The 26,970-nt window shown below is 69.4% G+C and carries 18 protein-coding genes and 1 pseudogene; 15 read left to right on the plus strand and 4 right to left on the minus strand.

The features are described from left to right. The first annotated feature begins 23 nt into the window (after window positions 1-23). Window positions 24-908: an alpha/beta hydrolase-fold protein gene (locus tag AB0I53_RS38275; protein WP_358613937.1), complete on the plus strand. Its 885-nt coding sequence runs from the start codon at window positions 24-26 to the stop codon at window positions 906-908. Between the two features lie 14 nt (window positions 909-922). On the opposite strand, the gene AB0I53_RS38280 is transcribed toward AB0I53_RS38275, so the two are convergent. Then, window positions 923-1,762 (minus strand): alpha/beta hydrolase, encoded by an 840-nt coding sequence (locus tag AB0I53_RS38280; protein ID WP_358613938.1) that lies wholly within the window; start codon window positions 1,760-1,762, stop codon window positions 923-925. Between the two features lie 167 nt (window positions 1,763-1,929). Between AB0I53_RS38280 and AB0I53_RS38285 the strand changes: the two genes are divergently transcribed. Further along, window positions 1,930-2,910, plus strand: coding sequence for an iron-siderophore ABC transporter substrate-binding protein (locus tag AB0I53_RS38285; protein ID WP_358613939.1), 981 nt, complete (start codon window positions 1,930-1,932; stop codon window positions 2,908-2,910). Window positions 2,911-2,955: 45 nt separating this feature from the next. Here AB0I53_RS38285 and AB0I53_RS38290 read toward each other — a convergent pair whose 3' ends face one another. Next, a complete protein-coding gene (locus AB0I53_RS38290; RefSeq protein WP_358613940.1) occupies window positions 2,956-3,975 on the minus strand; it encodes an aldose 1-epimerase family protein in 1,020 nt (339 codons plus the stop codon). Window positions 3,976-4,114: 139 nt separating this feature from the next. Beyond that, window positions 4,115-5,932: a sugar-binding domain-containing protein gene (locus AB0I53_RS38295; RefSeq protein WP_358613941.1), complete on the minus strand. Its 1,818-nt coding sequence runs from the start codon at window positions 5,930-5,932 to the stop codon at window positions 4,115-4,117. 201 nt (window positions 5,933-6,133) lie between these two features. On the opposite strand from AB0I53_RS38295, the gene AB0I53_RS38300 reads away from it, so the two are divergent. The 13 genes from AB0I53_RS38300 (at window position 6,134) to AB0I53_RS38360 (ending at window position 26,684) form a co-directional block, all read left to right on the plus strand. Continuing rightward, window positions 6,134-7,882: an AMP-binding protein gene (locus tag AB0I53_RS38300; RefSeq protein ID WP_358613942.1), complete on the plus strand. Its 1,749-nt coding sequence runs from the start codon at window positions 6,134-6,136 to the stop codon at window positions 7,880-7,882. Between the two features lie 753 nt (window positions 7,883-8,635). Beyond that, entirely contained in the window at window positions 8,636-10,339 is a 1,704-nt protein-coding gene (locus tag AB0I53_RS38305) for a methyltransferase domain-containing protein (RefSeq protein WP_358613943.1), read from the plus strand. 216 nt (window positions 10,340-10,555) lie between these two features. Beyond that, complete coding sequence (gene metK, locus AB0I53_RS38310) at window positions 10,556-11,758, plus strand: methionine adenosyltransferase (RefSeq protein ID WP_358613944.1); 1,203 nt, start codon at window positions 10,556-10,558, stop codon at window positions 11,756-11,758. A gap of 141 nt (window positions 11,759-11,899) precedes the next feature. Then, the gene (locus AB0I53_RS38315; protein WP_358613945.1) at window positions 11,900-12,874 is read left to right on the plus strand and encodes a carbohydrate kinase family protein; all 975 of its coding nucleotides are present in this window, start codon (window positions 11,900-11,902) and stop codon (window positions 12,872-12,874) included. A gap of 20 nt (window positions 12,875-12,894) precedes the next feature. Next, on the plus strand, window positions 12,895-16,461 hold the full coding sequence (metH, locus tag AB0I53_RS38320; RefSeq protein ID WP_358613946.1) for a methionine synthase: 3,567 nt from the start codon (window positions 12,895-12,897) through the stop codon (window positions 16,459-16,461). A gap of 49 nt (window positions 16,462-16,510) precedes the next feature. Next, entirely contained in the window at window positions 16,511-17,971 is a 1,461-nt protein-coding gene (gene ahcY, locus AB0I53_RS38325) for an adenosylhomocysteinase (RefSeq protein ID WP_358613947.1), read from the plus strand. Window positions 17,972-18,002: 31 nt separating this feature from the next. Further along, window positions 18,003-18,896 (plus strand): methylenetetrahydrofolate reductase, encoded by an 894-nt coding sequence (locus AB0I53_RS38330; protein ID WP_358613948.1) that lies wholly within the window; start codon window positions 18,003-18,005, stop codon window positions 18,894-18,896. Window positions 18,897-19,588: 692 nt separating this feature from the next. Continuing rightward, entirely contained in the window at window positions 19,589-20,908 is a 1,320-nt protein-coding gene (locus AB0I53_RS38335; protein ID WP_358613954.1) for a wax ester/triacylglycerol synthase family O-acyltransferase, read from the plus strand. Between the two features lie 44 nt (window positions 20,909-20,952). Then, on the plus strand, window positions 20,953-22,410 hold the full coding sequence (locus AB0I53_RS38340; RefSeq protein WP_358613949.1) for a carboxylesterase family protein: 1,458 nt from the start codon (window positions 20,953-20,955) through the stop codon (window positions 22,408-22,410). Between the two features lie 113 nt (window positions 22,411-22,523). Further along, on the plus strand, window positions 22,524-23,465 hold the full coding sequence (locus tag AB0I53_RS38345; RefSeq protein ID WP_358613950.1) for a phosphatidylinositol-specific phospholipase C: 942 nt from the start codon (window positions 22,524-22,526) through the stop codon (window positions 23,463-23,465). Between the two features lie 221 nt (window positions 23,466-23,686). Then, on the plus strand, window positions 23,687-24,475 hold the full coding sequence (locus AB0I53_RS38350; protein ID WP_358613951.1) for an MBL fold metallo-hydrolase: 789 nt from the start codon (window positions 23,687-23,689) through the stop codon (window positions 24,473-24,475). Between the two features lie 71 nt (window positions 24,476-24,546). Further along, window positions 24,547-25,947 carry an FAD-linked oxidase C-terminal domain-containing protein gene (locus tag AB0I53_RS38355; protein WP_358613952.1) on the plus strand — a complete coding sequence of 467 codons (1,401 nt, stop codon included), beginning with the start codon at window positions 24,547-24,549 and terminating at the stop codon, window positions 25,945-25,947. Between the two features lie 305 nt (window positions 25,948-26,252). Further along, window positions 26,253-26,684, plus strand: a complete 432-nt coding sequence (locus AB0I53_RS38360; RefSeq protein ID WP_358613953.1) for an AMP-binding protein — start codon at window positions 26,253-26,255, stop codon at window positions 26,682-26,684. Between the two features lie 108 nt (window positions 26,685-26,792). On the opposite strand, the pseudogene AB0I53_RS38365 reads toward AB0I53_RS38360, so the two are convergent. Continuing rightward, window positions 26,793-26,970, minus strand: a pseudogene (locus tag AB0I53_RS38365) (transposase); the annotation flags it as partial.

Raw genomic sequence — 26,970 nt, forward strand, 5'->3', positions numbered from 1 at the left:
CCAATCGGACGGGTGGAGGTGACGTGGCGCGCGAACGGATCTCCCGGCGCTTGCTGATGTCAGTGCTGCTGGTCGCGGGCCTGGCCGGTTGCGCAGCACCACCGGCCCCGGACGCGCCGTCACCGGCGCCGGTCGTCGAGCCCGCGCTGTCCGAACAGGACATGCCGGTCATCCGAACCGAGTACGTGCACTCCGAGCACCGCGGCGTCCCGGTGGAGCTCTACCTCGCCTACCCGGACGGGCTCGAATCCACCGAGGACCTGCCGATCGTGCTCTACCTGCACGGCCGCGACGGTATCCGGCCCACGCCGATCCCGTACGACACGCTGGCCTCGCTGGAACGGCTGCACCGCGAAGGCTCGATCCCGGCGTTCGGCTTCGCCGTCCTCGACGGGGGCTACAACCCGTACTGGAACGACGGATCGGCCAACGGCGACCTCGCCGCCATGCTCCAGGACGAGCTGCCGCGCTGGCTGCGCGAGCGCGGCATGGGCGACGCCCACGGCCGGCCGTTCGCGGTGGCGGGCATCTCCACCGGCGGCTTCGGCGCGCTGAACTACGCGGCGGACCGCAACCTGGCCGGTCACCCGGTCGCGGCGGTCGGCGAGGTCGCGCCCGCGCTGCAGGTGAGCTGGGAAGGCATGCGGGAGAAGGAGGCCTTCGCCACCGAGGAGGACTGGCTGGCCGTGGACCCGCTGAGCCGCCTCGACGACCTCGGCGACGTGCCGGTCGGCGTGTGGACCGGCGACTCGGACCCGTTCCTGGACGGCATCAACGAGCTGATCGAGCGGTACCCGAACACCCCGGTGGTCACCTCCCTGCCCGGCGGCCACGAGGGCGCGGTGTTCGAGGCGGTCGGCGCCGAGTTCGTCCAGTTCCTCGCCGACGCCCTGCCCGGCGCGGACTGAGCGCCCGAGGCCCGTCACTCCGGGTGGGCCACCAGGTGCTGCAGCAGGAGGCGGGTGAGGGTGTCCGGGGCTTCCTCCGGGATCCAGTGCGAGACGTCCTCCAGCATCTCGAACCGGTAGGGGCCGGTGACGTGGTCGCCCGTGGCGAGCGCCGCCGTCGAACCGATCGCGACGTCTTCGGTGCTCCACACGTACAGCGTCGGCACGGTGACCGGGCCGATCTTGTGGTTCTCGAAGCGGTGCGCGCGGTACCAGTTCAGCGCCGCCGTCAACGCGCCCGGTTCGGTGAATCGCTGCACGTAGTCGTCGACGTGGTGCTGGGGCACGCCCGGGTAGTAGATCTGCCGCAGCTTCTTGGCGCTGTCGGCGAGCATGGTCTTCTCCGCGGTGGAGGACCGGTACAGCTGCATGTACGCCGAGCGCTGGTGCTGGTCCTCGTCGGTGCGCATCGCCTCGCCGAACGGGTCCAGGTGCGGCACCGACACCGCCGTCAGGGTGCGGATGCGGTCCAGGTGCTCCGCCGCGGTCGCCCAGGCGACGATCGCGCCCCAGTCGTGGCCGACCAGGTCGAAGCGCTGCCAGCCGAAGTGCTCGGCGATGGCCAGCACGTCGTCGACGAGCTCCTCCAGCCGGTAGTCGGAGACCTTCTCCGGGCGCACGTCGGGGGAGTAGCCGCGCTGATCCGGCGCGACCGCGAAGCATTCCGCGCCGCCGAGCACCGACAGCTGCTCGCTCCACTGCACCGCGGCTTCCGGGAAGCCGTGCAGCAGGAGCACCGGGCGGCCGTCCTCGGGGCCGGCGGTGAGGGCGTCGAACTTCCCGGCAGGAGTCGGAATCTGGATGTACTCGGCCACTCGGTCACTCTACTGGCCCGCCAACCGGACGATCATCGAGCGGTGGGACCCAGAACACAGCCTCTTGAACAGGGAAGGCTTGCCTAATTAGGGTTCGTGCGGTTTCGCCGGTCGCGGGGGGTGCGTCGGCGGCGTCGACGTTCAACCCCCGATCGAGAGGAAACCCGATGATCCAACGACGGATCGCGCGCACCATGGGCGCACTGGTCGCCGCCGGGCTGGTGGCGCTGACCGCGGCCTGCGGCGGTGCCGTGCCGAACGGTGCCGAGCCGGCAGCCGAGCCGGGAGCGGGTTTCCCGCGGACCATCGCCACCGCCAAGGGCGACGTGACCATCCCGAAGAAGCCGGAGCGGGTGGTCGTCCTCGACACCGCCGAACTGGACTCGGTGACGCTGCTCGGCGTCGCGCCGGTCGGGGCGATCCCGCCGCACCTCTCCGGCGGCGAGGCGTTCCCGGCCTACCTGCGGGACAAGCTGGGCGACACCGCTCTGGTCGGCCCGTCCGACGCGCCGAAGCTGGAGCTGATCGCCTCGCTCAAGCCGGACCTGATCCTCACCAACAAGGTGCGCCACGACGCCCTCTACGACCAGCTGTCCCTGATCGCGCCGACGGTGATGACCGAGACGACCGGCTTCCCGTGGAAGCAGAACCTCGCCGTGCACGCCGCGGCGCTCGGCAAGGAGACCGAGGCGCAGGCCGCGCTGCAGGCCTACGAGGCGCGGGCGAAGCGGATCGGCGACGCGATCATCGCGAAGAACGGCGGCACGACGCCGACCGTGTCGGTGACCCGCTTCATGGCGGGCAAGATCCGGCTCTACCAGAAGTCGAACTTCTCGGGCGTGGTCCTCGCCGACGCCGGGATGTCCCGGCCGCCGTCGCAGAACGCCGACGAGTTCGACAACGAGATCAGCCCCGAACTCATCGACATGGCCGACGCGGACACCGTTTTCGTCACCACCGCGGTGTCCCCGGAGAAGACCCAGCAGAAGGCTGTGGAGTCCAGCGCGCTGTGGACCCGGATGAACTCGGTCCGCAACAACCGGGTGTTCACGGTTCCCGACGAGACCTGGATGTCGGGCATCGGCGTGCAGGCCGCCAACCTGGTGCTCGACGACCTGGCCAAGGCCTACGACGTGGACGGCTCGTGAGCGTTCACGCCGGTTCTTACCGGAACGAACGGTCACGAGCGGATTTCAGTCCGCGACGCGGTAACCCCAGGTGCCGCGGTGGGTTTCGCCCGGCCGCAGGGTGATCAGGCCGTCGCCGGTGACGAACGCGTTGGGCGCGCACGTCATCGGCTCCACGGTGATCCCGGCCCGCGCCGGGCGGTCGGTCGCCGGGCTGTCGTCGGTGTAGACCTGCAGGTAGCGGTGCGTGCGGTCGACCCAGAGCTCGGCGGTCACGCCGTCCGGGCGGGCGAACCGCACCACCGCGCTGCCGTCGGCGCCGCGGCTCAGCCCGGTGAACGCGGTGTCCATTTCGGTCGGTCCGATCGGGCGCGGCGACCGGAAGTCGTAGTCGGTGCCCTCGACCGGGGCCGTGCCGGTGGGGATCAACCGATCGTTGACGACGAAGTAGGTGTCGGCAGGCAGCTCGAAGACGATGTCGTCGATGCGGTCCCCGCCGGCGCCGAGATAGGTGTGGTTGGCGGTGCCGAACGGGGCGGCGGTGTCGCCGATGTTCTTGGCGCTCAACGTGCTGCGCACCCCGGCGGCGTCCACTGAGTACTCGATCCGGAACGCCAGCCGGAACGGGTAGCCGTAGTCCGGCGGCAGCACGTACTCCAGGACGACGCCGTCGGCGCGGTGCCGCGCGGGCTGCCACTCCACGAAGCTCATCAGCCCGTGCAGCGCCGCGTCCCGCTCCGGCTCGTTGATCGCGACCTGCAACTCCTCGCCGCCGAAGGAGTAGCGGCCGTGGTCGATCCGGTTGGGCCACGGCAGGATCGTCTTGCCCTGGTAGCCCTCGCCGACGTCGTCGGCCGGATGCGTCAGCAGCATTTCCACGCCGTCGACCTGCCAGGACAGCAGCGTCGCCGACACCCCGGCGATCACGGCCCGCTGCCGCCCGGAGCGGATCTCGTACAGCCGCCCGTTCGCCGTCCGCCGACCGCCCGGATCGGCGGGCTGCGCGGCGGCGCCGCCGACGAGAGCGGCGGTGGTGGTCGCACCGGCAGCGGTGGCGAGCGCGGCCCGCCGGCTGAAACGTCGCATCCTGGACCTCCTGGGGAGTGGCAATTTCGCGAGAATCGACGTTCACCCGGCGCGACTTCTCGCGAAATCGCGCCGGCCGAGCGTTGACCGGTCGTGATCGCCATCCACTGTGGCCGGTGGGTGACCGGGTCGCCAGTCGTCAGGGCGTGCCCGCGTCGATCACCGCCTGGTTGTGGGCGCGGACGACGTCCAGGTAGGGCTTGAGGATCCGGCGGTCGTAGGTGAAGAAGCCGTTGACCTCGTTCTCCACGTCCGTGGTCTGGGTGTAGATCGCCGCGGACAGCCCGTTGGTCTCGACGATGCGGGCCAGATCGCGGCTGACCTCGGCGTAGCGGTCGGTCAGCGCGGCGCGGCTGTTGGTCATCTCGTACGCACCCGGCTCGCCGGGCCACAGGTGGCCCTCCTCGATGAGCCCCAGCCCGCCGTACTCGCCGTCCACCGACGCGCGCTCGCCGCGCACCTCCGGGCTGCCCGGGCCGACGTAGGTGTGGTCGTCGTAGATGTCGCCCGCGCCGCTGTCCGGCAGCGAGTAGCAGCAGTTCACCCCGCTGTTGGCGTTGACCAGCCGGGTCGGGTCGGCGCGCCGGACCAGGTCAGAGATCTCGGCGGTCTCGAACTCGCCCCAGCCCTCGTTGAACGGCACCCAGGCCACGATGGACGGGACGCTGCGCAGCTGGTCGATCATGGCGGTGAGCTCGTCGCGGTAGTGCGCGCGGGCCTCCTCGCCCGGCGGCGGGTTGCTGCCGGGCGGGTCGGCGAGGTCGATCGGCAGCGACGGCATGTCCTGCCACACCAGCAAACCCAACCGGTCCGTCCAGTAGTACCAGCGGGCCGGCTCGACCTTCACGTGCTTGCGCACCATGTTGAACCCGAGCCGCTTCGTCTCGGCGAGGTCGAACCGCAGCGCCTCGTCGGTGGGCGCAGTGTAGATCCCGTCCGGCCAGTAGCCCTGGTCCAGCGGCCCGTGCTGGAACAGGATCCGGCCGTTGAGCGCCATCCGCGGCCGCCCCTGCGAGTCGTCGATCAGCTCGACGGTGCGCAACCCGCCGTAGCTGCCGACCGCGTCCACGGTGCGCCCGTCGCCGCCGACCAGCCGGACCGCGATGTCGTAGAGGTAGGGATCGTCGGGCGTCCACAGGTGCGGATCGGCCACCGGCAGCCGCAGCGCCGTGTCGGCCGGGCCGTCGGCGCGCCCGACCTCACGGCCATCGGCGTCGAAGACGACCGCCTCGACCCGTTCCCCGGCGCGCGCCGAAGTGCGGGCGGTCAGGTCGAAACCGCGCAGATCCGGGGTGATGTCGAGCTTGGCGATGTGCGCATCGGGCACCGGTTCGAGCCAGACCGTCTGCCAGATCCCGGACGCGCCGGTGTAGAGGATGCCGCCCGCCTCGTTGCGCTGCTTGCCCACCGGGTACGGGTTGGCGTCGTTGCGGTCCTCGACGGCCACCGCGAGCTCCTGGTCGGCGCCGGGGCGCAGCGCGTCGGTGATGTCGGCGCTGAACCCGGTGTAGCCGCCCTCGTGCACCGCCACGGTCCGGCCGTTGACCGACACCTCGGCCTTCTGGTCCACCGCGCCGAAGTGCAGCAGCAGCCGCTGCCCCGACCAGTCCGGCGGCACCGCGAAGGTCCGCCGGTACAGCATGTGGTCGTCGTGGCGCTGGATGCCGGAAAGCCCGGATTCCGGCGGGAAGGGCACCAGGATCTGCTCGGTCGCCGCCGCCGGCGGGGTCGATCCGCCGCCGTAGGACCACAATCCGTTGAGGTTCAGCCAGCGCTCGCGGGTCAGCTGCGGGCGCGGGTATTCGGGGAGGGCGTTGTCCGGGCCGGCCTCGTCGGTCCACGGCGTGGCCAGCGGTGGTGGTTTCGGGCGCCACGGGTCGGCGGCCACGGCGGCGGTCGCGGGAATCCCGGAGACGGTGGCCAACAGCGTGGTGAGCAGCAGGGCGCGCAGCAGCACGATTGCCTCCAGACCGACTTGCCGAAGAAGGCGAAAAGCAATCACCATCAACCGACAACAATGACCATGAACGCACGCACAGTCAACGCGGCCGAAAGAGCGCCCGCAAATCGGAGCAAGCGGCGTGGATCGGTAGGGCCCATGAGGTTACGTTATTGGCCCGCTCAAGCGATCGGGCGAAGCTGCCGAGTCCAGGAGGGTGTGCACGTGACCGGTTATTCCTCAGCCCAGCAAGGCACCGCGACGGAGGTGTTCCGCACCGCCCGGGACTTCCTGCTGCGGCACCGCGAGGACTACGAAACCGCGCGCCGCGATTTCGAATGGCCGAAACCGGCCGAGTTCAACTGGGCGCTGGACTGGTTCGACACGATCGGCGAGCGGCGGGACGGAATCGCGCTGTGGATCGTCGACGCCGACGGCAGCGAACACCAGGTGACTTTCCGCGCCATGACGCGCCGCTCCAACCAGGTCGCCAACTGGCTGCGCGGGCTCGGCGTGTCCCGCGGCGACCGGCTGGTGCTGATGCTCGGCAACCAGGTCGAGCTGTGGGAGACGATCCTGGCCGCGATGAAGCTGGGCGCGGTGATCATCCCGGCGACCCCGCTGCTCGGGCCGGCCGACCTGCGCGACCGGATCGACCGCGGCCGGGCCCGGCACGTGGTCACCACCGCCGCCGACGCGGCGAAGTTCGACGACGTGCCCGGCGACTACACCCGCATCGCGGTCGGCGACCCGGTGCCGGACTGGGAGTCCTATGCGGACAGTTCGGCGGCCGGTGCGGAGTTCACCCCGGACGGCCCCACCCGCGCCGACGAACCGATGCTGCTCTACTTCACCTCCGGCACCACGGCGAAGCCGAAACTCGTTGAGCACACCCACGTGTCCTACCCGATCGGCCACCTCTCGACCATGTACTGGATCGGGCTGGAGCCGGGCGACGTGCACCTGAACATCTCCTCGCCGGGGTGGGCGAAGCACGCGTGGAGCAACGTCTTCGCGCCGTGGAACGCCGAGGCGACGGTGTTCATCTACAACTACACCCGGTTCGACGCGGCCGGGCTGATGGCGCAGATGCAGCGCTGCGGCATCACCAGCTTCTGCGCTCCGCCGACGGTCTGGCGGATGCTCATCCAGGCCGACCTCGGCACCCTGGCCACGCCACCGTCCAAAGTGGTCGGTGCGGGTGAGCCGCTGAACCCGGAGATCATCGAGCAGGTGCGGCGCGCGTGGTCGGTGACCATCAGGGACGGCTTCGGCCAGACCGAGACCAGCGTGCAGGTCGCCAACACACCCGGCCAACCGGTCCGGCCCGGCTCGATGGGCCGCCCGCTGCCCGGCTTCGAGGTGACCCTGCTCGACCCGGTCACCGGGGAGCCCGCCGAGGAGGGCGAGATCTGCCTGGCGCTGCAACCGCGGCCGGTGGGCCTGATGACCGGCTACGCCGACGACACCGAGCGCACCGCCGAGGTGACCCGCGGCGGTCACTACCACACCGGCGACGTCGGATCGCGGGACGCCGACGGCTACATCACCTACGTCGGCCGCACCGACGACGTGTTCAAGGCCTCCGACTACCGGATCTCGCCGTTCGAGCTGGAGAGCGTCCTGCTGGAGCACGAGGCGGTGGCAGAGGCGGCGGTGGTTCCGTCGCCGGACCCGATCCGGCTCGCGGTGCCCAAGGCGTACGTGGTGCTGGCCGGGCAGCACCAGCCGACGCGGGAGACGGCGCTGTCCATCCTGCACTTCGCGCGCGAGCACCTGGCCCCGTACAAGCGGGTGCGGCGGCTGGAGTTCTACGAGCTGCCGAAGACGATCTCCGGCAAGATCCGCCGCGTCGAACTGCGCGGCCGGGAGGATGAACTGCACCGGTCCGGGGGAGCACCCGGTGACGGATCCGGCGGTGAAAATCGCGAATACCGCGAAGAGGACTTCCCCGAGCTGAAGGGCTGAGCAGGGCGTTGCTGCGGTGGCACGCGCCGGGGGCGCGTGCCACACTTCCCCAGGGCCGATGCGGCGAGGAAGTTTTCCGCCGATCGTCCCGACGGGGGAGCGTGAAGCAGGCCTGATGGGGGAGGGCGGTGGCCGGCGGCCGGTGGGCCGGATCCGGCGCGGAAAAATGGCTCGCATGCGTGAGGCGGGCACCGTAACATCTGTGCTCCGCGCCGCGATGAACTCGATGAAAAGAGAAAAAGTCAACCGCCGCGTTGCCCAGTCTTCAGAAATTTGGCGGGAACCGCGGTTGTGTAATTTGCAGTTGTTGTGGTACGGCAAAGTGCGCGTCAGTATACACAGTTTGCTGACGTTCTGCACTTGCGTGATCGTTGCACCCCCTGAAAATGCGCCGAATCGGCGCAGGTAGCGGTGCATTTATTCACCCAGGGTGACAGTGGAAATCACGCAATCATCGCATTCCGGTGATTAGCGTCACACGTTTGTACGCTTGCTTTGCGATCTACTTCGCCTAGGTTAGTTAACCGACGCACAAATATCGCGTCAGCGCCAGTTGGCAAAGATGCCGACTGGAAGGTGATCGGCGTAGGTGTCGCGGCCTTGAGCTTTTCTCGGCCGCCCACGCCGGTACAGGGCGTTGCCTTTTTTCGCAGTGGCGACCCGACACGGCCACGAGACGAGCTCGGGGCACGGATTTGCGCGTACCCGAGTTCCGTGGTGGCGCATGACCAACGTGAGTGGTGGGAGTGAAGAATGGCGAAGAGCGTGGACGACCTTGCCTCGAGCGAGCATCCCGGATCTCAGGACACCGCTGATCTGGTGGCGCGCGAGGAGCAGGTGTTCGGCGAGAACCCGCTGGAAGTCCGTGAATCGGACCACTACACGTACGAATACGTCGGCGGTTTCGTCGAGAAGTGGGATGAGCTGATCGACTGGAAGAAGCGCTACCAGAGCGAGGGCTCGTTCTTCGTCGACCAGCTCAAAGCCCGCGGCGTCCGCTCGGTGCTCGACGTGGCCACCGGCACCGGGTTCCACTCCGTGCGGTTGCTGGAGGAGGGCTTCGAGGCGGTCAGCGCGGACGGCAGCCCGCAGATGCTCGCCAAGGCGTTCAGCAACGGCCTGACCTACGGCGGACACATCCTGAGAGTGGTGCACGCCGACTGGCGCTGGCTGAATCGTGACGTCCACGGCGAATACGACGCAATCATCTGCCTCGGCAACTCCTTCACCCACCTGTTCTCCGAACGCGATCGGCGCAAAGCGCTCGCCGAGTTCTACGCGATGCTCAAGCACGACGGCGTGCTGATCATCGACCAGCGCAATTACGACTCGATTCTGGACAACGGATTCTCGTCGAAGCACACCTACTACTACGCCGGCGAGGACGTCTCCGCGGAGCCCGATTACGTCGACGAGGGCCTGGCGCGGTTCAAGTACACGTTCCCGGACAAATCTGAATTCTTCCTGAACATGTACCCGCTGCGGAAGAACTACATGCGGCGGCTCATGCGCGAGGTCGGTTTCCAGCGGATCGACACCTACGGTGATTTCCAGGAGACCTACCACGACGCCGAACCGGACTTCTTCATCCACGTCGCCGAGAAGAAGTACCGGCCGGACGAAGAACTCTCCGATGTGTACTCCACCGCGGTGCACACCGCGCGGGATTACTACAATTCCGAGGACGCGGACAACTTCTACTACCACGTCTGGGGCGGCAACGACATTCACATCGGCCTCTACGAGACGCCGGACGAGGACATCGACAGCGCCTCGCGGCGCACCGTGGAGCGGATGGCCGCCAAGGTCGAGATCACTCCGGACACCCGCATCCTGGACATCGGCTCCGGCTACGGCGGCGCGGCCCGCTACCTGGCCGCGACCTACGGCTGCAAGGTGTCCTGCCTGAACCTCAGCGAGGTCGAGAACGCCCGGAACCTCGAGTTCAACCGGGCCGCCGGGCTGGACGAGCTGATCGAGGTCAAGGACGGTTCCTTCGAGGACATCCCGTTCCAGGACAACGCCTTCGACATCGTCTGGTCGCAGGACGCGATCCTGCACAGCGGCGACCGGGAGCGGGTCCTGGAGGAGGTGTCCCGCGTGCTCATGGGCGGGGGCTCCTTCATCTTCACCGACCCGATGGCCGCCGACGGCGCCAAGCCGAAGGATCTCGGGCCGATCCTGGACCGGCTGAACCTGGACACGATGGGCTCGCCCGGTTTCTACCGCCGCGAACTCGCCCGCCTCGGTCTGCAGAACTTCGACTTCGAAGACCTGACCGAGTTCCTAGCCGTGCACTATGGGCGCGTTCTACAAGTACTGGAGGGCCGGGAAGCGGAGCTGGCGGACCGGATCAGCGACGAATACCGCACCAAGATGAAGACCGGTCTGAAGAACTGGGTCGCCGGTGGCAAGGCGGGCAGCCTCGCCTGGGGCATCATCCACGCCCGCGCCTGAGAACGATGTGGGGGATGGGTTCGGTGGTTGTCTTCGAAGCGGCGCAGCCGCTTAGCCCACGTACGCAGCCGCAGGCGGCGGTCGTAACTCCCGCAGGGGGCCGCTACCGGCACCGTGCCCAAGACGAGTCTGAAACAGTCTCAGACCCCCTTCCGGAAATCGTCACTACCGTACGCAAGGATCAGTGCTGCATCAGCTGTGAGGTGAGGAGCAGTCGTGAGTGAGATCAACCGCAGGTTGTTCACCAGTGAATCGGTGACCGAGGGGCACCCGGACAAGATCTGCGATGCGATCAGCGACGCCGTGTTGGACGCGTTGTTGTCCCAGGACCCGCGGTCGCGGGTCGCGGTGGAGACGCTGGTGACCACCGGTCAGGTGCACGTGGCCGGCGAGGTGACCACCGACGCTTACGCGGACATCCCGACGATCGTGCGGGAGAAGATCCTGGAGATCGGTTACGACTCCTCTGCCAAGGGCTTCGACGGTGCCTCCTGTGGTGTGAACGTGGCGATCGGCTCCCAGTCGCCGGACATCGCCCAGGGCGTGGACGTCGCGCACGAATCCCGCGTCGAGGGCGTGATCGACGAGATCGCCAAGCAGGGCGCCGGTGACCAGGGCCTCATGTTCGGCTACGCCTGCACCGACACCGACGAGCTGATGCCGCTGCCGATCGCTCTGGCGCACCGGTTGTCGCGCCGGCTGACCCGGGTCCGCAAGGACGGCGTGCTGCCGTACCTGCGGCCGGACGGCAAGACGCAGGTGACCATCGAGTACGCCGGTGACCAGCCGGTTCGCCTGGACACCGTGGTGCTGTCCACGCAGCACGCCGCCGACATCGACCTCGAGGGCATGCTGGCCGGCGACATCAAGGAGAAGGTCATCGACCCGGAGATCGAGCGGGTCGGCCTGGACTCCGCCGACACCCGGCTGCTGGTCAACCCGACCGGCCGGTTCGTGGTGGGCGGCCCGATGGGCGACGCGGGCCTGACCGGCCGGAAGATCATCGTCGACACCTACGGCGGCATGGCCCGTCACGGCGGCGGCGCGTTCTCCGGCAAGGACCCGTCGAAGGTGGACCGCTCGGCCGCCTACGCGATGCGCTGGGTCGCCAAGAACGCGGTTGCGGCGGGCCTGGCCAGCCGCATCGAGGTGCAGGTCGCCTACGCGATCGGCAAGGCCGCGCCGGTGGGCCTGTTCGTCGAGACCTTCGGCACCGAGAACGTCGACCCGGTCAAGATCCAGGCCGCGGTCAACGAGGTCTTCGACCTGCGGCCCGCCGCCATCGTGCGTGACCTGGACCTCTTGCGGCCGATCTACGCCCAGACGGCAGCGTACGGTCACTTCGGGCGCAGTGACGTCGACCTGCCCTGGGAGCGCACCGACCGGGCCGAGGCGCTGAAGAGCGTCGCCGGTATCTGACGTCGACCTGCGGTAGCCGTGGCGGCAGACTGCGGGGCGTGCTGACCGCGCCCCGCAGTCCGTCGTGGCGGCGACGGGGTCCAATGGAGCTTCAAAGGCCGGTGCCGCAGCGGCAGCCGGCCCTGGTGAAGGAGTAAAGCAGTGCGGATTGCGGTGACCGGTTCGATCGCCACCGACCACCTGATGTCCTATCCCGGTAGGTTCACCGATCAGCTCGTCGCCGATCGGCTCCACCAGGTGTCGCTGTCGTTCCTGGTCGACGACCTGGAGGTGCGGCGCGGCGGCATCGCGGCCAACATCACCTTCGGTCTCGGCCAGTTGGGCGTCAGCTCGGCCCTCGTCGGCGCCGTCGGCCAGGACTTCGACGAGTACCGCGGGTGGCTGGAGCGGCACGGGGTGGACACCGCGTCGGTGTACGTCTCGGGCACCAAGCACACCGCGCGGTTCATCTGCACCACCGACCTCGACCACAACCAGTTCGCCTCGTTCTACGCCGGGGCGATGGCCGAGGCCCGCGAGATCGAGCTCAAGCCGGTCGCCGACCGGCTGGGCGGCCTCGACGTGGTGGTGATCTCGCCCAACGATCCGGCGGCGATGGTGCGGCACACCCAGGAGTGCCGGGACCGCGGTTACCGGTTCGTCGCCGACCCCGGCCAGCAGCTGGCCCGGATGGAGGGCGACGAGATCCGCCAGCTCGTCGAGGGCGCGGAGTACCTGTTCACCAACGAGTACGAGCACGGCCTGCTGCTGCAGAGCACCGGCTGGACGCACGGCGACGTGCTGGAGCGCGTCGGCCTCTGGGTGACCTCGCTGGGCCCGAAGGGCGTGCAGGTGGAGTCCAAGTCGGAGCCGACCATCGAGGTCGCGCCGCCCAAGGAGTTGCGCAAGGGCGACCCGACGGGCGTCGGCGACGCGCTGCGCAGCGGGTTCCTGGCGGGGCTGAACCACGATCTCGGCCTGGAGCGTTCGCTGCAGCTGGGCTGCACGCTGGCGACCGTCTCGCTGGAGACCGACGGGCCGCAGGAGTACCAGGTGGAGCGCGACTCGTTCGTCGCACGCATCGCCGAGGCGTACGGTGACGCCGCCGCGGCCGAGGTCCAGCCGAAGCTCGGCTGAGAACGGGGAGTAGCAGGGGCATGGCAGACCGGCAGAACGATCCGAGCGGGTTCCTGACCGCCATCGGCGAGCGCGTTCTCGTCGCCGATGGCGGCATGGGCACCGCGTTGCAGGCGTTCGACCTGACGTTGGACGACTTCGCCAACCTGGAGGGCTGCAACGAGATCCTGAACGTCACCCGGCCCGACGTGGTGTCGTCGATCTACCGCAGCTACCTGGAGGCGGGCTCGGACGCGATCGAGACCAACACCTTCGGCGCGAACCTGGCCAACCTCGGCGAGTACGACATCCCGGAGCGGATCCGGGAGCTGGCGGAAACGGGCACGGTGCTGGCCCGCGAGGCCGCCGACGAGTACTCGACGCCGGAGCGGCCGCGGTACGTGCTCGGCTCGGTCGGGCCGGGCACGAAGCTGCCGACGCTGGGCCACGCGCCCTACCCGGTGCTGCGCGACGCCTACGTCGAGCAGGTGCTGGGCATGCTCGACGGCGGCATCGACGTGGTGCTGGTGGAGACCTCGCAGGACCTGCTGCAGACCAAGGCCGCGATCGTGGCGGCGAAGCGGGCGATGGAGCAGGCCGGCCGGCGGCTGCCGATCATCGCGCAGGTCACGGTGGAGACCACCGGCACGATGCTGGTCGGCTCGGAGATCGGCGCGGCGCTGACCGCGCTGGAGCCGCTGGGCATCGACCTGATCGGGATGAACTGCGCGACCGGCCCGGCGGAGATGAGCGAGCACCTGCGGGTGCTGGCGCAGAACTCCCGGATCCCGATCTCGGTGATGCCCAACGCCGGTCTGCCCCAGCTCGGCCCCAACGGCGCGGTGTACCCGCTGCAGCCCGACGAGCTGGCCGAGGCGCTGGTCGGGTTCGTCAACGACTTCGGCGCCCGGCTGGTCGGCGGCTGCTGCGGCACCACGACCGAGCACGTGCGCGCCGTGGCCGAGGCGGTCGGCTCGCTGACGCCGCAGGTGCGCGAGCCGGAGCACATCCCGTCGATCTCGTCGATGTACCAGGCGGTGCCGTTCGAACAGGACGCGTCGATCCTCAACATCGGTGAGCGCACGAACACCAACGGTTCCAAGGCGTTCCGCGAGGCGATGCTGGAAGGCCGTTACGACGACTGCGTCGAGATCGCCAAGTCCCAGACGCGCGAAGGCGCGCACATGCTGGACCTGTGCGTGGACTACGTCGGTCGCGACGGCACGGTCGACATGCGGGAACTGGCGTCGCGCCTGGCCACCTCCTCGACCCTGCCGATCATGGTGGACTCCACGGAGCCGGACGTGATCGAGGCCGGTCTGGATCACCTGGGCGGCCGGTGCGCGGTCAACTCGGTGAACTACGAGGACGGTCACGAGCCCGGCTCGCGGTACGAGCGCGTGATGAAGCTCGTCGTCGAGCACGGTGCCACCGTCGTGGTGACCTGCATCGACGAGGAAGGCCAGGCGCGCACCGCCGAGTGGAAGCTGCGGGTCGCCGAGCGGCTGATCGAGGACATGACCACCAACTGGGGTCTGGACGAGTCCGCGATCATCATCGACTGCCTGGTCTTCCCGATCACCACCGGCCAGGAAGAGGTCCGCAAGGACGCCATCGAGACGATCAACGCGATCCGGGAGCTCAAGAAGCGCCATCCGGACGTCCAGACCACGCTCGGCCTGTCCAACGTCTCGTTCGGGCTCAACCCGGCGGCACGTCAGGTGCTGAACTCGGTGTTCCTCAACGAATGCCGGGAAGCCGGCCTGGACACCGCGATCCTGAACGCTTCGAAGATCCTGCCGATGAACAAGATCCAGGACGAGCAGCGGGAGGTCGCGCTCGACCTGGTCTACGACCGGCGCAGCGAGGGATACGACCCGCTGCAGAAGCTGATGGAGCTCTTCGAAGGCAAGACCGCGAAGTCCAGCAGCGCCTCGCGGGCCGAGGAACTGGCCAAGCTGCCGCTGTTCGAGCGGCTGGAGCGGCGGATCGTCGATGGCGAGCGCAACGGCCTGGAGGCCGACCTCGACGAGGCGATGAAGGAGAAGAAGCCGCTCGACATCGTCAACGAGAACCTGCTGGCCGGCATGAAGGTCGTCGGCGAGCTGTTCGGTTCCGGGCAGATGCAGCTGCCGTTCGTGCTGCAGTCCGCCGAGGTCATGAAGGCCGCGGTCGCCTGCCTCGAACCGCACATGGAGAAGGACGACTCCGGCGGCAAGGGCAAGCTGCTGCTGGCCACCGTCAAGGGCGATGTGCACGACATCGGCAAGAACCTCGTCGACATCATCGTGTCCAACAACGGCTACGACGTGGTCAACATCGGCATCAAGCAGCCGATAAACGCCATCCTGGACGCCGCCGAGGAGCACAAGGTCGACGCCATCGGCATGTCCGGGCTGCTGGTGAAGTCCACGGTGATCATGAAGGAGAACCTGGAGGAGCTCAACTCCCGGGGGATGTCCGAGAAGTACCCGGTGATGCTGGGTGGGGCGGCGCTCACCAGGTCCTACGTGGAGAACGACCTGGACGAGGTCTACCAGGGCGACGTGCGCTATGCGAAGGACGCCTTCGAAGGCCTGCACCTGATGGACCGCATCATGTCCGTCAAGCGCGGTGACGCGCCTGCTGACGATGCGGCCGAGCAGGAGAAGAAGGCCGAGCGCAAGGCCCGCCGCGAGCGGTCGCTGCGGATCGCCGAGAAGCGCAAGGCGGAGCAGGGGCCCGAGCCGGAGTACACCGACACCACGCGGTCCGATGTGGACGCCGACTCGCCGGTGCCGACGCCGCCGTTCTGGGGCTCGAAGGTGGTCAAGGGCGTCGCGATCGCCGACTACCTGGCGCTGCTGGACGAGCGGGCCACGTTCTTCGGCCAGTGGGGGCTGCGCGGCGCGAAGAAGGGCGAGGGACCGTCCTACGAGGAACTCGTCGAGTCCGAGGGCCGGCCGCGGCTGCGGCACTGGATCGACGAGCTGTCCACCGCGGGCATCCTGCAGCACGCGGCCGTCGTCTACGGCTACTTCCCTTGCGTGACCGAGGGAAACCACCTCGTGGTGCTGGACAAGGACGAGCCGGACGCCCAGGAGCGGCACCGGTTCTTCTTCCCGCGGCAGAAGCGGGACCGGCGGCTGTGCCTGGCGGACTTCTTCCGGACGCGCGAGCAGGCCGAGCGGACCGGCCAGGTGGACGTGCTGCCGGTGCAGCTGGTCACCATGGGCCAGCCGATCGCCGACTACGCCAACGAGCTGTTCGCCAAGAACGCCTACCGGGACTACCTGGAGGTGCACGGCATGGGCGTGCAGCTCACCGAGGCGCTGGCCGAGTACTGGCACCGCCGCGTCCGGCGGGAGCTGCTGTGGGCCTCCGGCGGTTCGGTGGCCGAGGAGGACCCGGCCGACGTGCAGGAGTTCTTCAAGCTCGGCTACCGCGGCGCGCGGTACTCCTTCGGCTACGGCGCCTGTCCGGACATCGAGGACCGGGCCAAGCTCGTCGACCTGCTGGAGGCCGAGCGCATCGGCGTGGTGCTCTCCGAGGAGTTCCAGCTGCACCCGGAGCAGTCCACCGACGCGATCATCGCCCACCACCCCGAGGCGAAGTACTTCAACACCTGATCCACCCGCAAGACACCCGCAACCGCATGGGAAATCGAGAAAGGAAACCATGAGCGTCAAGTTGCAGAAGGTCAACGGCCTTGAGTTCGCTGTCCGGGATCTGGCGTTGGCCGAGGCCGGGCGGCACCAGATTCGGCTGGCCGAGCACGAGATGCCGGGCCTGATGTCGACTCGTGAGGAGTACGCGGCCTCTCAGCCGTTGAAGGGTGCGCGGGTCGCGGGTTCGTTGCACATGACGGTGCAGACCGCGGTCCTGATCGAGACGCTGGTCGCGCTGGGTGCCGAGGTCCGGTGGGTGTCGTGCAACATCTTCTCCACTCAGGACGAGGCTGCTGCCGCGATCGTGGTGGGCCCGAACGGGACGCCGGAGAAGCCTGAGGGTGTGCCGGTGTTCGCGTGGAAGGGCGAGACGCTGGAGAAGTACTGGTGGTGCACCGACCAGCTGTTCCAGTTCGGTGACGGCCAGGGCCCGAACATGATCCTCGACGACGGTGGCGACGCCACGTTGTTGGTGCACAAGGGTGTGGAGTTCGAGGCCGCGGGCGTGGTGCCGCAGCCGAGCGCGGACGACCCGGACGAGTACAAGGTCATCCTGGAGACCCTGCGCGCCAGCCTCGCCCAGGACGGGCAGCGGTTCACGAAGATCGCTGGCGAGATCAAGGGTGTCACCGAGGAGACCACCACCGGCGTGCACCGGCTGTACGAGCTGGCGAAGGCCGGCGAGCTGCTGTTCCCGGCGATCAACGTCAACGACTCGGTGACGAAGTCGAAGTTCGACAACAAGTACGGCTGCCGCCACTCGCTGGTCGACGGCATCAACCGGGCCACGGACGTGCTCATCGGCGGCAAGGTCGCGGTCGTCTGCGGCTACGGCGACGTCGGCAAGGGTTCGGCGGAGTCGCTGCGCGCTCAGGGCGCCCGGGTGATCGTCACCGAGATCGACCCGATCTGCGCTCTGCAGGCGGCGATGGACGGCTACCAGGTCACCACCCTGGAAGACGTCGTGGGGATCGCGGACATCTTCGTGACCACGACGGGGAACTTCAACATCATCACCGCGGAGCACATGGCGGCGATGAAGCACCAGGCGATCGTGGGCAACATCGGTCACTTCGACAACGAGATCGACATGGCCGGCCTGGAGAAGGTGCCCGGCATCCGCAAGCAGGAGATCAAGCCGCAGGTCCACGAGTACGTCTTCGAAGACGGGCACTCGATCATCGTGCTTTCCGAAGGCCGCCTGCTGAACCTGGGCAACGCCACCGGGCACCCGAGCTTCGTCATGTCGAACTCGTTCACCAACCAGACGATCGCGCAGATCGAGCTGTTCACCAAGCCGGGTGAGTACGACAAGCAGGTGTACGTGCTGCCCAAGCACCTGGACGAGAAGGTCGCGCGGCTGCACCTGGACGCTCTGGGTGTGAAGCTGACCGAGCTGACCAAGGAGCAGGCCGCTTACATCGGTGTCGACGTCAACGGCCCTTACAAGCCCGACCACTACCGCTACTGATCGATTTCTCGGCTGAGAAGGAGACCAGGCCATGACTCGGGTCATAGACCGGCTGCGCCCCGGCAAGACGGTGTTCTCGGTGGAGTTCTTCCCCGCGAAGACCGACGAGGAGGAACGCCAGCTGTGGCGGGCCATCCGGGAACTGGAGCCGCTGGACCCCGCGTACGTGTCGGTGACCTACGGCGCGGGCGGGTCCAGTCGGGACCGCACCGTGCGCACCACCGGCCGGATCGCCAGCGACACCACCCTGTTGCCGGTGGCGCACCTGACCGGCGTGAACCACTCGATCGCCGAACTCCGGCACGCCATCGGTTCGTACGCGGCCGAGGGCATCACCAACGTGCTGGCGATCCGCGGCGACCCGCCGGGCGACCCGATGGGCGAGTGGATCCCGCATCCGGAGGGCATCACCTACGCCGACGAGCTCGTGCGGCTGGTGCGCGAGTGCGGTGACTTCAGCGTGGGCGTCGCGGCGTTCCCGCACCTGCACCCGCGCTCGGCGGACCTGGAGTCCGACACCCTGCACATGGTCAACAAGCTGCGTGCCGGGGCGGACTTCTCGGTGGCGCAGATGTTCCTGGAGCCGGAGTACTTCCTGCGGCTGCGGGACCGGCTGGCGCAGCGCGGCTGCGACCAGCCGCTGCTGCCGGGCGTCATGCCGATCACCACCCCGCGGGTGCTGGGCATGACCACGCAGCTGAGCAACATGACGATCCCGGACGAGGTGTCGGCGGTGCTGGATCCGCTGCGCGACGACGCGGCCGGTTTCCGGGCGGCCGGGCTGGAGATCACCACCCGGCTGTGCGAGAAGCTGATCGCCGAAGGCGTGCCGGCGCTGCACTTCTACAGCCTCAACCGGGCCAAGGCCACCCGTGAGGTCGTGGCCAACCTCGGACTGGTCGACGGCGTCCTGAAAGCCGCCTGACGCCTGCGCCGTCGAAGCCCGCCGTCCCATCGGGACGGCGGGCTTCTCCTCGTCGTGGCCAGGAATCCGGGTGAGGTCGGTCACGGGCCCGGGACGCGCATCCGGGCCGACCCGGTGCGCGGTGTCATCGAAGCCGGTCGGCAGGGCCGTCGCGCACGGTCGCCGTACCCGCATGTGGGTGACCGGTGGCGGGCGCTCGGCACGCAACGGAGCGATCAAGGGTCCCGAACTCACCGGCCCAGGCTGCGATCTTTTTGATCCGATCCGGTTTTTCGCTAGAGTTGACGCATTCGCGGTCCGGTCGGCCGAATTCGGCCGAAACCGGGTAATTGATCAGTCCAATTCGGACCGAAGTGCAACGACGCACCGGAAAGCGTCGGCATTCGGCATCGTCGAGCGCTGTCCGCAAGACAGGAAGGAGCAGGTCAGTGCCGTTGTCGCCAGTGTCTTCCGGCCCTGCCCGCCCCGGTGGTGCGCTCGGCTCCGAGGCCGCCGAACCGTTCGAGAACGAATCTTTTCCCGCGCCTTTCGAAAGATCATCGGGCGCTCTCGCGGATCAGCTCGCCGCGCGGATCTGCCGCTCGCTCGGTGTTTCGGGAACGGAAACGGTTCCGTAACCCGCCCGACTGAATTGCCGAGTTCGAATTGTTTGCGAAACCCCTTTTCGGATTGCGCGGTGAGGTGCGGCGATGATGACGACGAGCGAGGTCAGCGCGCTCGACTGGGCGTTCCTCTGCCTGGAGCAGGAAAGCGCACCTATGCACCTCGGCGCGGTCGCGGTGTTCCGGCCGCCGGAGCCGGCGGACCGGTTGCGGCTGGTGGCGCTGCTGGCAGAGCGGGCGCAGCGGATCGCGCGGCTGCGGCTGCGGATCGGGCAGTCCTGGCTGCCCGGCCAGGCCCACTGGGCGGAAGCCCCGGAATTCGACGCGTCCGAGCACGTGCACAGCCACCAGCTGCCCTCGCCCGGCGGGCGGGCGGAGCTGGCCGGGCTGGTCGCGGAGCTCCTCGCGGATCCGCTGGACCGGCGTCGTCCGCTGTGGGAGCTGCACCTGATCACCGGCCTGGACGGGGACCGGTTCGCGGTGCTGGTGAAGTTCCACCACGCCCTGGCCGATGGCCGCGAGGCCGTCGAAACGGGCCTGGCGCTGCTGGACGGCTTCGCACCCGCCGAGCAGGAACCGCCCGGCCCCGGCGGCGGCCCGTTGGAGCTGCTCCGGCGGCCGCGGCAACTGATCGGGGCGGTGCGCGGAACCCTGTCGAAATCCGGCGAAACGCTGGGCATCGCCTCGTCGGTGGTGCGCAACATGCGGGTGCCGGTCCCGGATTCCCCGTTGCGCGCTTCGCCTTCGACGGCTCGGCGGGTGGCGCTGATCCCGATCGACCTCGCCGACCTGCGGCGCATCCGCGCGCGGCACGGCGGCACCACCAACGACGTGGTGCTCGCGGTGCTCGCCGGGGCGTTTCGCCGGTGGCTGGCCACGCGCGGGCATCCGGTCGGCGAACTGCCGGTGCGGGCGCTGATCCCGGTCTGCCGCCGGCGCGGCGACGACGCGCGCGGGAACAACCGGCTGTCCGGCTACCTGTGCGATCTGCCGGTGGGAGAGCCGGATCCGGTGGCGCGGCTGCAGGCGATCCGGGACGCGATGAGGCGCAACAAGAGCGCGGGTCCGCTGCGCGGGCCGGGCGCGTTCCCGGTGCTGGCCGGGCGGGTGCCGCAGATCGTGCACCAGGTGGCCGCCCCGTTGGCCGGGCAGGGCGCCGCGCTGCTGTTCGACACCGTGATCACCAACGTGCCGCTGCCGGACTTCCCGGCGACCTTGGGCGGGGCGGCGTTGGCGGAGCTGTATCCGGTGGCCCCGCTGGCGGCCGGGCAGGCGCTGACCATCGCGGTCTCGCAGTACCGCGACACCGTGCACGTCGGCGTGCAGGCCAACCGCGCCGCGCTGCCGGACCTGGAGAAGTTCAGCGGCGCGCTGCCGCTCGCGGTGGCCGAACTCGGCGACCGGTCATGAGCAATCCGCCCGCACCGCCACGGTTTTCCTGGTTATATGGTGGTATGGATCTTGTGGTGCGGACCGAGCACGGCGCCGTGCGCGGCACCGTCGATGGTGAAATCAGCGCGTTCAAGGGAATCCCGTACGCGGCGCCGTTGGACGGCCCGCGCCGGTTCCAGGCTCCGGTCGCGCCCGAGCGCTGGGTCGGCGTGCGCGATGCCTCGGCGTTCAGTGCCTCGGTGCCGCAGCCCGCGATCATGCCGGGCGTGCCGCCGCTGTGGAATCCCGGCGACGGCACGGATTGCCTCAGCCTGAACATCTGGACCCCGGATCTCGGCGGGGGCCTGCCGGTCATGGTCTGGATCCACGGCGGGGCGTACCTGGGCGGGGCGACCGACAGCCCGGCTTACGACGGGACGCGGCTGGCGAGCGGCGGCGTGGTCGTGGTGACGGTGAACTACCGCGTCGGCTACGAGGGCTTCGGCTGGGTCGCGGATGCCCCGGCCAACCGCGGCATCCTGGACCAGCTCGCGGCGTTGCGCTGGGTGCGGGAGAACATCGCGGCGTTCGGCGGCGACCCGGGTAACGTGACGATCTTCGGCGAATCGGCCGGGGCGACCTCGGTGGCGGCGCTGGTGGCCGGTTCGGCCGGGCAGGGGCTCTTCCGCCGCGGCATCGCGCAGAGCCTGGGCTCGCTGTTCTGCGGCGAGGACGAGGCCCGCAAGATCGGCGAGCTGATCACCGGCGGGCTGGGCGTGCCGGCCACCGCCGAGGCGCTGGGCGCGGTGCCGTCCGAGGCGATCCACGCGGCGCAGACCCCGGTGATGCGGGAGATGGACGCCGACCGTGCGGCCTGGACGAACTCCACGGCCTACGCGGTGGTCCTGGACGGGGAGGTCCTGTCGGAGCTGCCGTGGGTGGCGCTGCGTTCCGGCGCGGCTCGCGACGTGGACCTGATCAGCGGGTACAACACCGACGAGGCCAAGATGTTCACGATCGGGCTCCCCGCGGAGGCGAAGGACCCGGCCGCGATGGCGCAGGGCCTGCGGCTGGCGCCATCGGTGGTGGACGAGTACCGCGTCGGGTACCCAGGCATCGAGGACGCGGAGCTGTTCACCGCGATGCTCAGCGACCAGCTGTTCCGCATGCCGTCGACGTGGCTGGCCGAGGGCCAGGCCGCCGCCGGTGGCCGGAGCTACCTGTACGAGTTCTCCTGGCCCGCCCCGAGCCTCGGCGGTGTGCTCGGCGCATGCCACGGGCTGGACGTGCCGTTCACCTTCGGCGTAGCGGAAAGCGAGATCACCGCGTCGATGTTCGGCGACGTGGTTCCGCCGGACTTCGAGGAACTGTCGGGCGAGCTGCGCAAGGCGTGGGTTTCCTTCGCCACCATCGGAGACCCGGGCTGGCCCGCCTACACCGCCGCCGACCGCTCGGCCCGGATCTGGAACGCGCCGCCGACGGTGGTGGCCGACCCGATCAAGCCGTCCAGGGAGATCTGGCAGCACCGCTTCGCGGCGTGAGACCGGCACGCGGCCGGGTGGCGACTTCCCGCCATTCCGGCCGTTGCCGCGGCTGGCACGCGATTCTCTTGCGCATGCCAGGAAGATCGGCTCGTGCGGCAGCGGTTCTCACGATGGCGCTGGCCGTCGCGGTCCTGCCGGGAACCGCGGCCGCAGCGCCGTACTGCCAGAGCATCACGGAGACGTCGAACCCGGACTGGATGGCGGGCCTGCCGGACGACGCCAGCCTCGCGAAGCTGTCGATCCCAGGCACCCACCAAACCCTGTCGCTGCACGGCGGTTCGCTGACCCAGACGCAGGAGAACCATGGCGACAGCGCGGAAACGCTGTCCGTGCAACTGCAGTCGGGCATCCGGGCCATCGACATCCGCGTGCGGCGCTATGACGACCGGTTCACCCTGCACCACGGGCCGTTCTACCAGAACGCCAACTTCTCCGACGTGCTGCGCGAGGCGGGCGAGTTCCTGGCCGCGCATCCCGGCGAAACGGTACTCATGCGGCTGAAAGCCGAGTGCACCGGCGAGATGACCTCGTGCACAGACGAGAACAGCCAGCTCGACACGGCGCAGATCCTCGACTGGTACCGCGACAACGATCCCAACGGCGGCTACCTGCTCGACCCGGCGGGCGGCGAGATGCCGACGCTGGGGCAGGCGCGCGGCAAGATCGTGCTGGCGACGCTGCAGGGCGCGGGCGGCGGACTGTACGAGGGCCGCGGGCTCGGGCAGTTCAACAACGACACGTGGGGCGAGTACGTCCAGGACGCCTACGACGTGCCGACCCTGTTCGACATCGACGACAAGTGGTTCAAGGTCCGCGACCACCTGGACAAGACCGTGGCCGCCGACTCCGGCCGGATGTTCCTGAACTTCTCCAGCGGTTCCAGCCCGGCGGCGTTCCCGAACGCGGTCGCCTGCGGCGCCTCCGGCTTCCGCGGCGTCAACGACTACGCCCTGGAACACCTGACCGGCAACGACCTGCCGCGAACCGGAGTGATCATGATGGACTTCCCGGGCGCGGACCTGGTGAACGCCATCATCACGGCGAACCACTGACCGAGCCGGAAGTTCCCGATTTCAGGCAAAATCGGGCGCTTCCTGGGGGACTCACCTGGGCACTGGCGCCCGGGCGTGGGGGACGGCGTTGGGGCGCATCGGCTGGCTTGGGGGAGAATCGCGGCGGATGACCTGTCTTCGAGGCAGCGACGGCGCTCTTGGTCCTGGGGCAGGGTGGCGCTGGTCGTCGGGATCTGTGGTGACTTCAAGGTGGGTGGGCAGTGGGACGCTGGATCGACGTGGCCGACGGCGTGCTGGTCCGTCGGTACGAGGAGCTGGACCTCTCGGTCGGCCTCGTCGTGGGCGGTGAACGCTGCCTCGTCATCGACACCGGTGGCGACGCCGGACAGGGTGCCGAGCTCGCCGCGGCGGTCCGCGAGGTCACGCCGCTGCCCTGGTCGGTGGTCCTGACCCACGCGCACTTCGACCACAGCTTCGGCACCGAGGCGTTCCTGCCGTGCCAGGTCTGGGCGCACGACCGGTGCCGCACCCAACTCGTGGCCACGGGTGCGGTTCAGCGCGAGAAGTGGGCTCGGAACTACCGCGAGCGGGGCGAGCACGAGGTCGCCGATCGCATCACCGCGGTGCGGATCGCGCTGCCCGACAACCTCGTCGGCGACCGGGCGGTGCTCGACCTCGGCGGGCGCGACGTGGCGCTGCTCCACTTCGGACCGGCGCACTCCGACCACGACCTGGTCGTGCACGTGCCGGATGCGGGCGTCGTGTTCGCGGGCGATCTGGTCGAGCAAGGCGCGCCGCCGCAGTTCGGTGACGCGTACCCGCAGGGGTGGCCCGCCGCGCTGGACGGCATCCTCGCGCTGGACGCGCCGGTGGTGCTGCCCGGGCACGGTGAGCCGGTAGACCGTGAGTTCGTGCGGCGCCAGCGCGCCGAGCTGGCGGCCGTGGCCGAGCTGTGCCGGGCGGTGGCGGAAGGAGAGCTCACCGCGGAGCAGGCGGTGACGCGCTCGCCCTTCCCCGAGAAGTTCACGCTGGACGCCCTGTCGCGCTGACGACCTCACCGCAGGGGGCGGCGTCCGCGTTGGTTAACGTGAGTAAGGATCGCGGCGAAACGGAGGACGGCATGTCAGGCACGGCGGAGAAGGCGCTCGCGGCGCTGCGCGCGGAACTGCCCGAGCCGGTGCTGCTGACCGACCCCGACTCCGTCGCCCGCTTCGCGCACGACGAGGCCGAGTGGGCCCCGCACGGCGAGCCGCTGGCGGTGGTGCGCGCGACCAGCACCGATGACGTCGTCGCCGCGGTGCGGATCTGCGCCGAGCTGGGCGTTCCGGTGGTGCCGCGAGGCGCCGGGACCGGCCTGTCGGGCGGCGCGAACGCGATCGACGGCTGCGTGCTGATCTCCTTCGAGGGCATGAACGAGATCCTGGAGATCAACCCGCGCGAGCAGCTCGCCGTGGTGCAACCCGGCGTGGTCAACGACGATCTGCGCGCCGCCTGCCGCGAGCAGGGCGCCTGGTATCCGCCGGACCCGGCCAGCTCGCCGTGGTCGACCATCGGCGGCAACGTCGCCACCAACGCCGGCGGCGTGTGCTGCGTGAAGTACGGCGTGACCCGCGACTACGTGCTCGGCCTGGAAGCCGTCGTCGGCGACGGCGAGGTGGTGCGGCTGGGGCGGCGCACCGCCAAGGGCGTCGCCGGCTACGACCTGTGCGGGCTGTTCGTGGGCTCGGAAGGCACGCTCGGCGTGATCACCGAGATCACCGTCAAGCTGCTGCCCGGCCTGCGCGCCCCGGAGCGCACCGTGGTCGGGTACTTCGATTCGCTGGTGGCGGCGGGCGAAGCGGTGGCCGCGGTCGCCGCGGCCGGGATCGTGCCGTCGGCGCTGGAACTGCTCGACCAGCACTGCCTGAAGGCCGTTGACGAGTGGAAGAACATGGGCCTCAGCGCCGAGGCGAACGTGCTGCTGCTCGGCCGTTCCGACACGCCAGGCGCGGCGGGGGAGCAGGAGGTCGACGCGCTGCTGCGCTGCTTCGACGAGGCCGGTGCGACCTGGAGCGCCCGTTCCACCGACCAGCACGAAGCGGACGCGTTGTTCGCCGCGCGCCGGCTGGCGTATCCGGCGCTGGAGCGCCTCGGCCCGGTGCTGACCGAGGACGTCTGCGTGCCGCGGGCGAAGGTGCCGGAGATGCTGGGCCGCATCGAGGCGGCGGCGCAGCGGCACGACACGCAGATCGCCAACATCGCGCACGCCGGCGACGGCAACCTGCACCCGCTGATCATCACGCAGCCCGGCGACGAGGCGGCGCGGCTGCGCGCGCAGCGGGCCTTCGACGACATCGTCGCCGATGCCATCGCCATGGGCGGCACGGTGACCGGCGAGCACGGCGTGGGCCTGCTCAAGCGCAAGGGCCTGCACGCCGAGCTCAGCCCGGCGGTGATCGGCATGCACCACGCGGTCAAGAACGCCCTCGACCCCGCCGGGATCTTCAACCCCGGCAAGGTCTTCGGCGACCCGGACAGCTGAGAGCCCCGCGCGCGACCACGTCGAGGAACACCCGCGAGAGGGCCCATTTCCCAATTGCTGCGGGAAAGTGGCTTCGCGCTTGGAGCTGCGTGGATTGGTACCTCGCCTCGGCTTCGGGAAGCGCCGTCTTCACGCGAAAACGGCGTTCTCCACGCCTGCCGGGCGACGGTTTCGCGAAAACGCCACCCCCGCCCCAATCCGAGGACTGCTACTCCGAACGGGTTCGCGTGTGCTCGTTCCCGAGGACAGCGGCGCGAGCTGGTCAGCCTTCTCGGCGAGTCGGCAGTCAGCCTGCGGGAGGGTCGATGGCAACCATCGCTGGGATGCTCGCGACGAGCGCACGGCGCTGCCCGGACCGCGTCGCGTTGATCTTCGGCGAGCGCCGCTACACCTACGGTGAGCTCGACCGCGCCGTGAACCGGGCCGCGCACGCGCTCGCCGCCGCGGGGCTCGGCAAGGGCGACCGCATCGCGCTGATGTCCGGCAACAGCGACGGATTCGGCATCGCCTGCTACGCCGCGCTGCGGCTCGGGGCGCTGGTCGTGCCGGTCGACCCGGCCTCGGTGGCGCCGGAGGTGCGGTACGTGCTGGCCGACTCCGAGGCCTCGCTGCTGGTGTTCGGCGCGGGCGCGGAGGAGGTCGTCGGGAAGCTGGGCGAACAACCCTCGCTGATCGGCGGGCCGATCGCGCTGGGCCCCGTCGGAGCATTCCCCGCAACCCCACCGGAAAGGCCCTGAAGCACGTCCTCCCCGCCGACTTCGAAAAGCCATAGCTCGCCAAGCCACGAGCAGCGGCGTTCCGGCAGGCACGGGGCCGTGAGTCTTTTGGGCTGCTATAGAGGCTGTTTTGGATCTTGTGGTTGGTGTTGTGGTAGGCGTGCGAGGCGGCGGGTCATGTGGATGATGGCGGCCCAGCGGACCATGGTGGCGTGGTGTTCGGGGAGGCGTTCGTAGTCGCGGGCGCAGCGTCGGCGTCGGCTGATCCAGGCGAGGGTGCGTTCGATGACCCAGCGTCGGGGCAGGA

The organism is Saccharopolyspora sp. NPDC050389, from assembly GCF_040655595.1.
In the GTDB taxonomy this organism is placed as follows: domain Bacteria; phylum Actinomycetota; class Actinomycetes; order Mycobacteriales; family Pseudonocardiaceae; genus Saccharopolyspora.

Bases quoted from the DNA above. Each gene is read 5' to 3' on its own strand.
- AB0I53_RS38360 (WP_358613953.1), top strand. From the start codon at position 26,253: ATGGCAACCATCGCTGGGATGCTCGCGACGAGCGCACGGCGCTGCCCG.
- AB0I53_RS38345 (WP_358613950.1), top strand. From the start codon at position 22,524: ATGGCGCTGGCCGTCGCGGTCCTGCCGGGAACCGCGGCCGCAGCGCCG.
- AB0I53_RS38290 (WP_358613940.1), bottom strand. From the start codon at position 3,975: ATGCGACGTTTCAGCCGGCGGGCCGCGCTCGCCACCGCTGCCGGTGCG.
- ahcY (WP_358613947.1), top strand. From the start codon at position 16,511: ATGAGCGTCAAGTTGCAGAAGGTCAACGGCCTTGAGTTCGCTGTCCGG.
- AB0I53_RS38305 (WP_358613943.1), top strand. From the start codon at position 8,636: ATGGCGAAGAGCGTGGACGACCTTGCCTCGAGCGAGCATCCCGGATCT.
- AB0I53_RS38335 (WP_358613954.1), top strand. From the start codon at position 19,589: ATGACGACGAGCGAGGTCAGCGCGCTCGACTGGGCGTTCCTCTGCCTG.
- AB0I53_RS38330 (WP_358613948.1), top strand. From the start codon at position 18,003: ATGACTCGGGTCATAGACCGGCTGCGCCCCGGCAAGACGGTGTTCTCG.
- AB0I53_RS38340 (WP_358613949.1), top strand. From the start codon at position 20,953: ATGGATCTTGTGGTGCGGACCGAGCACGGCGCCGTGCGCGGCACCGTC.
- metH (WP_358613946.1), top strand. From the start codon at position 12,895: ATGGCAGACCGGCAGAACGATCCGAGCGGGTTCCTGACCGCCATCGGC.
- AB0I53_RS38355 (WP_358613952.1), top strand. From the start codon at position 24,547: ATGTCAGGCACGGCGGAGAAGGCGCTCGCGGCGCTGCGCGCGGAACTG.
- AB0I53_RS38285 (WP_358613939.1), top strand. From the start codon at position 1,930: ATGATCCAACGACGGATCGCGCGCACCATGGGCGCACTGGTCGCCGCC.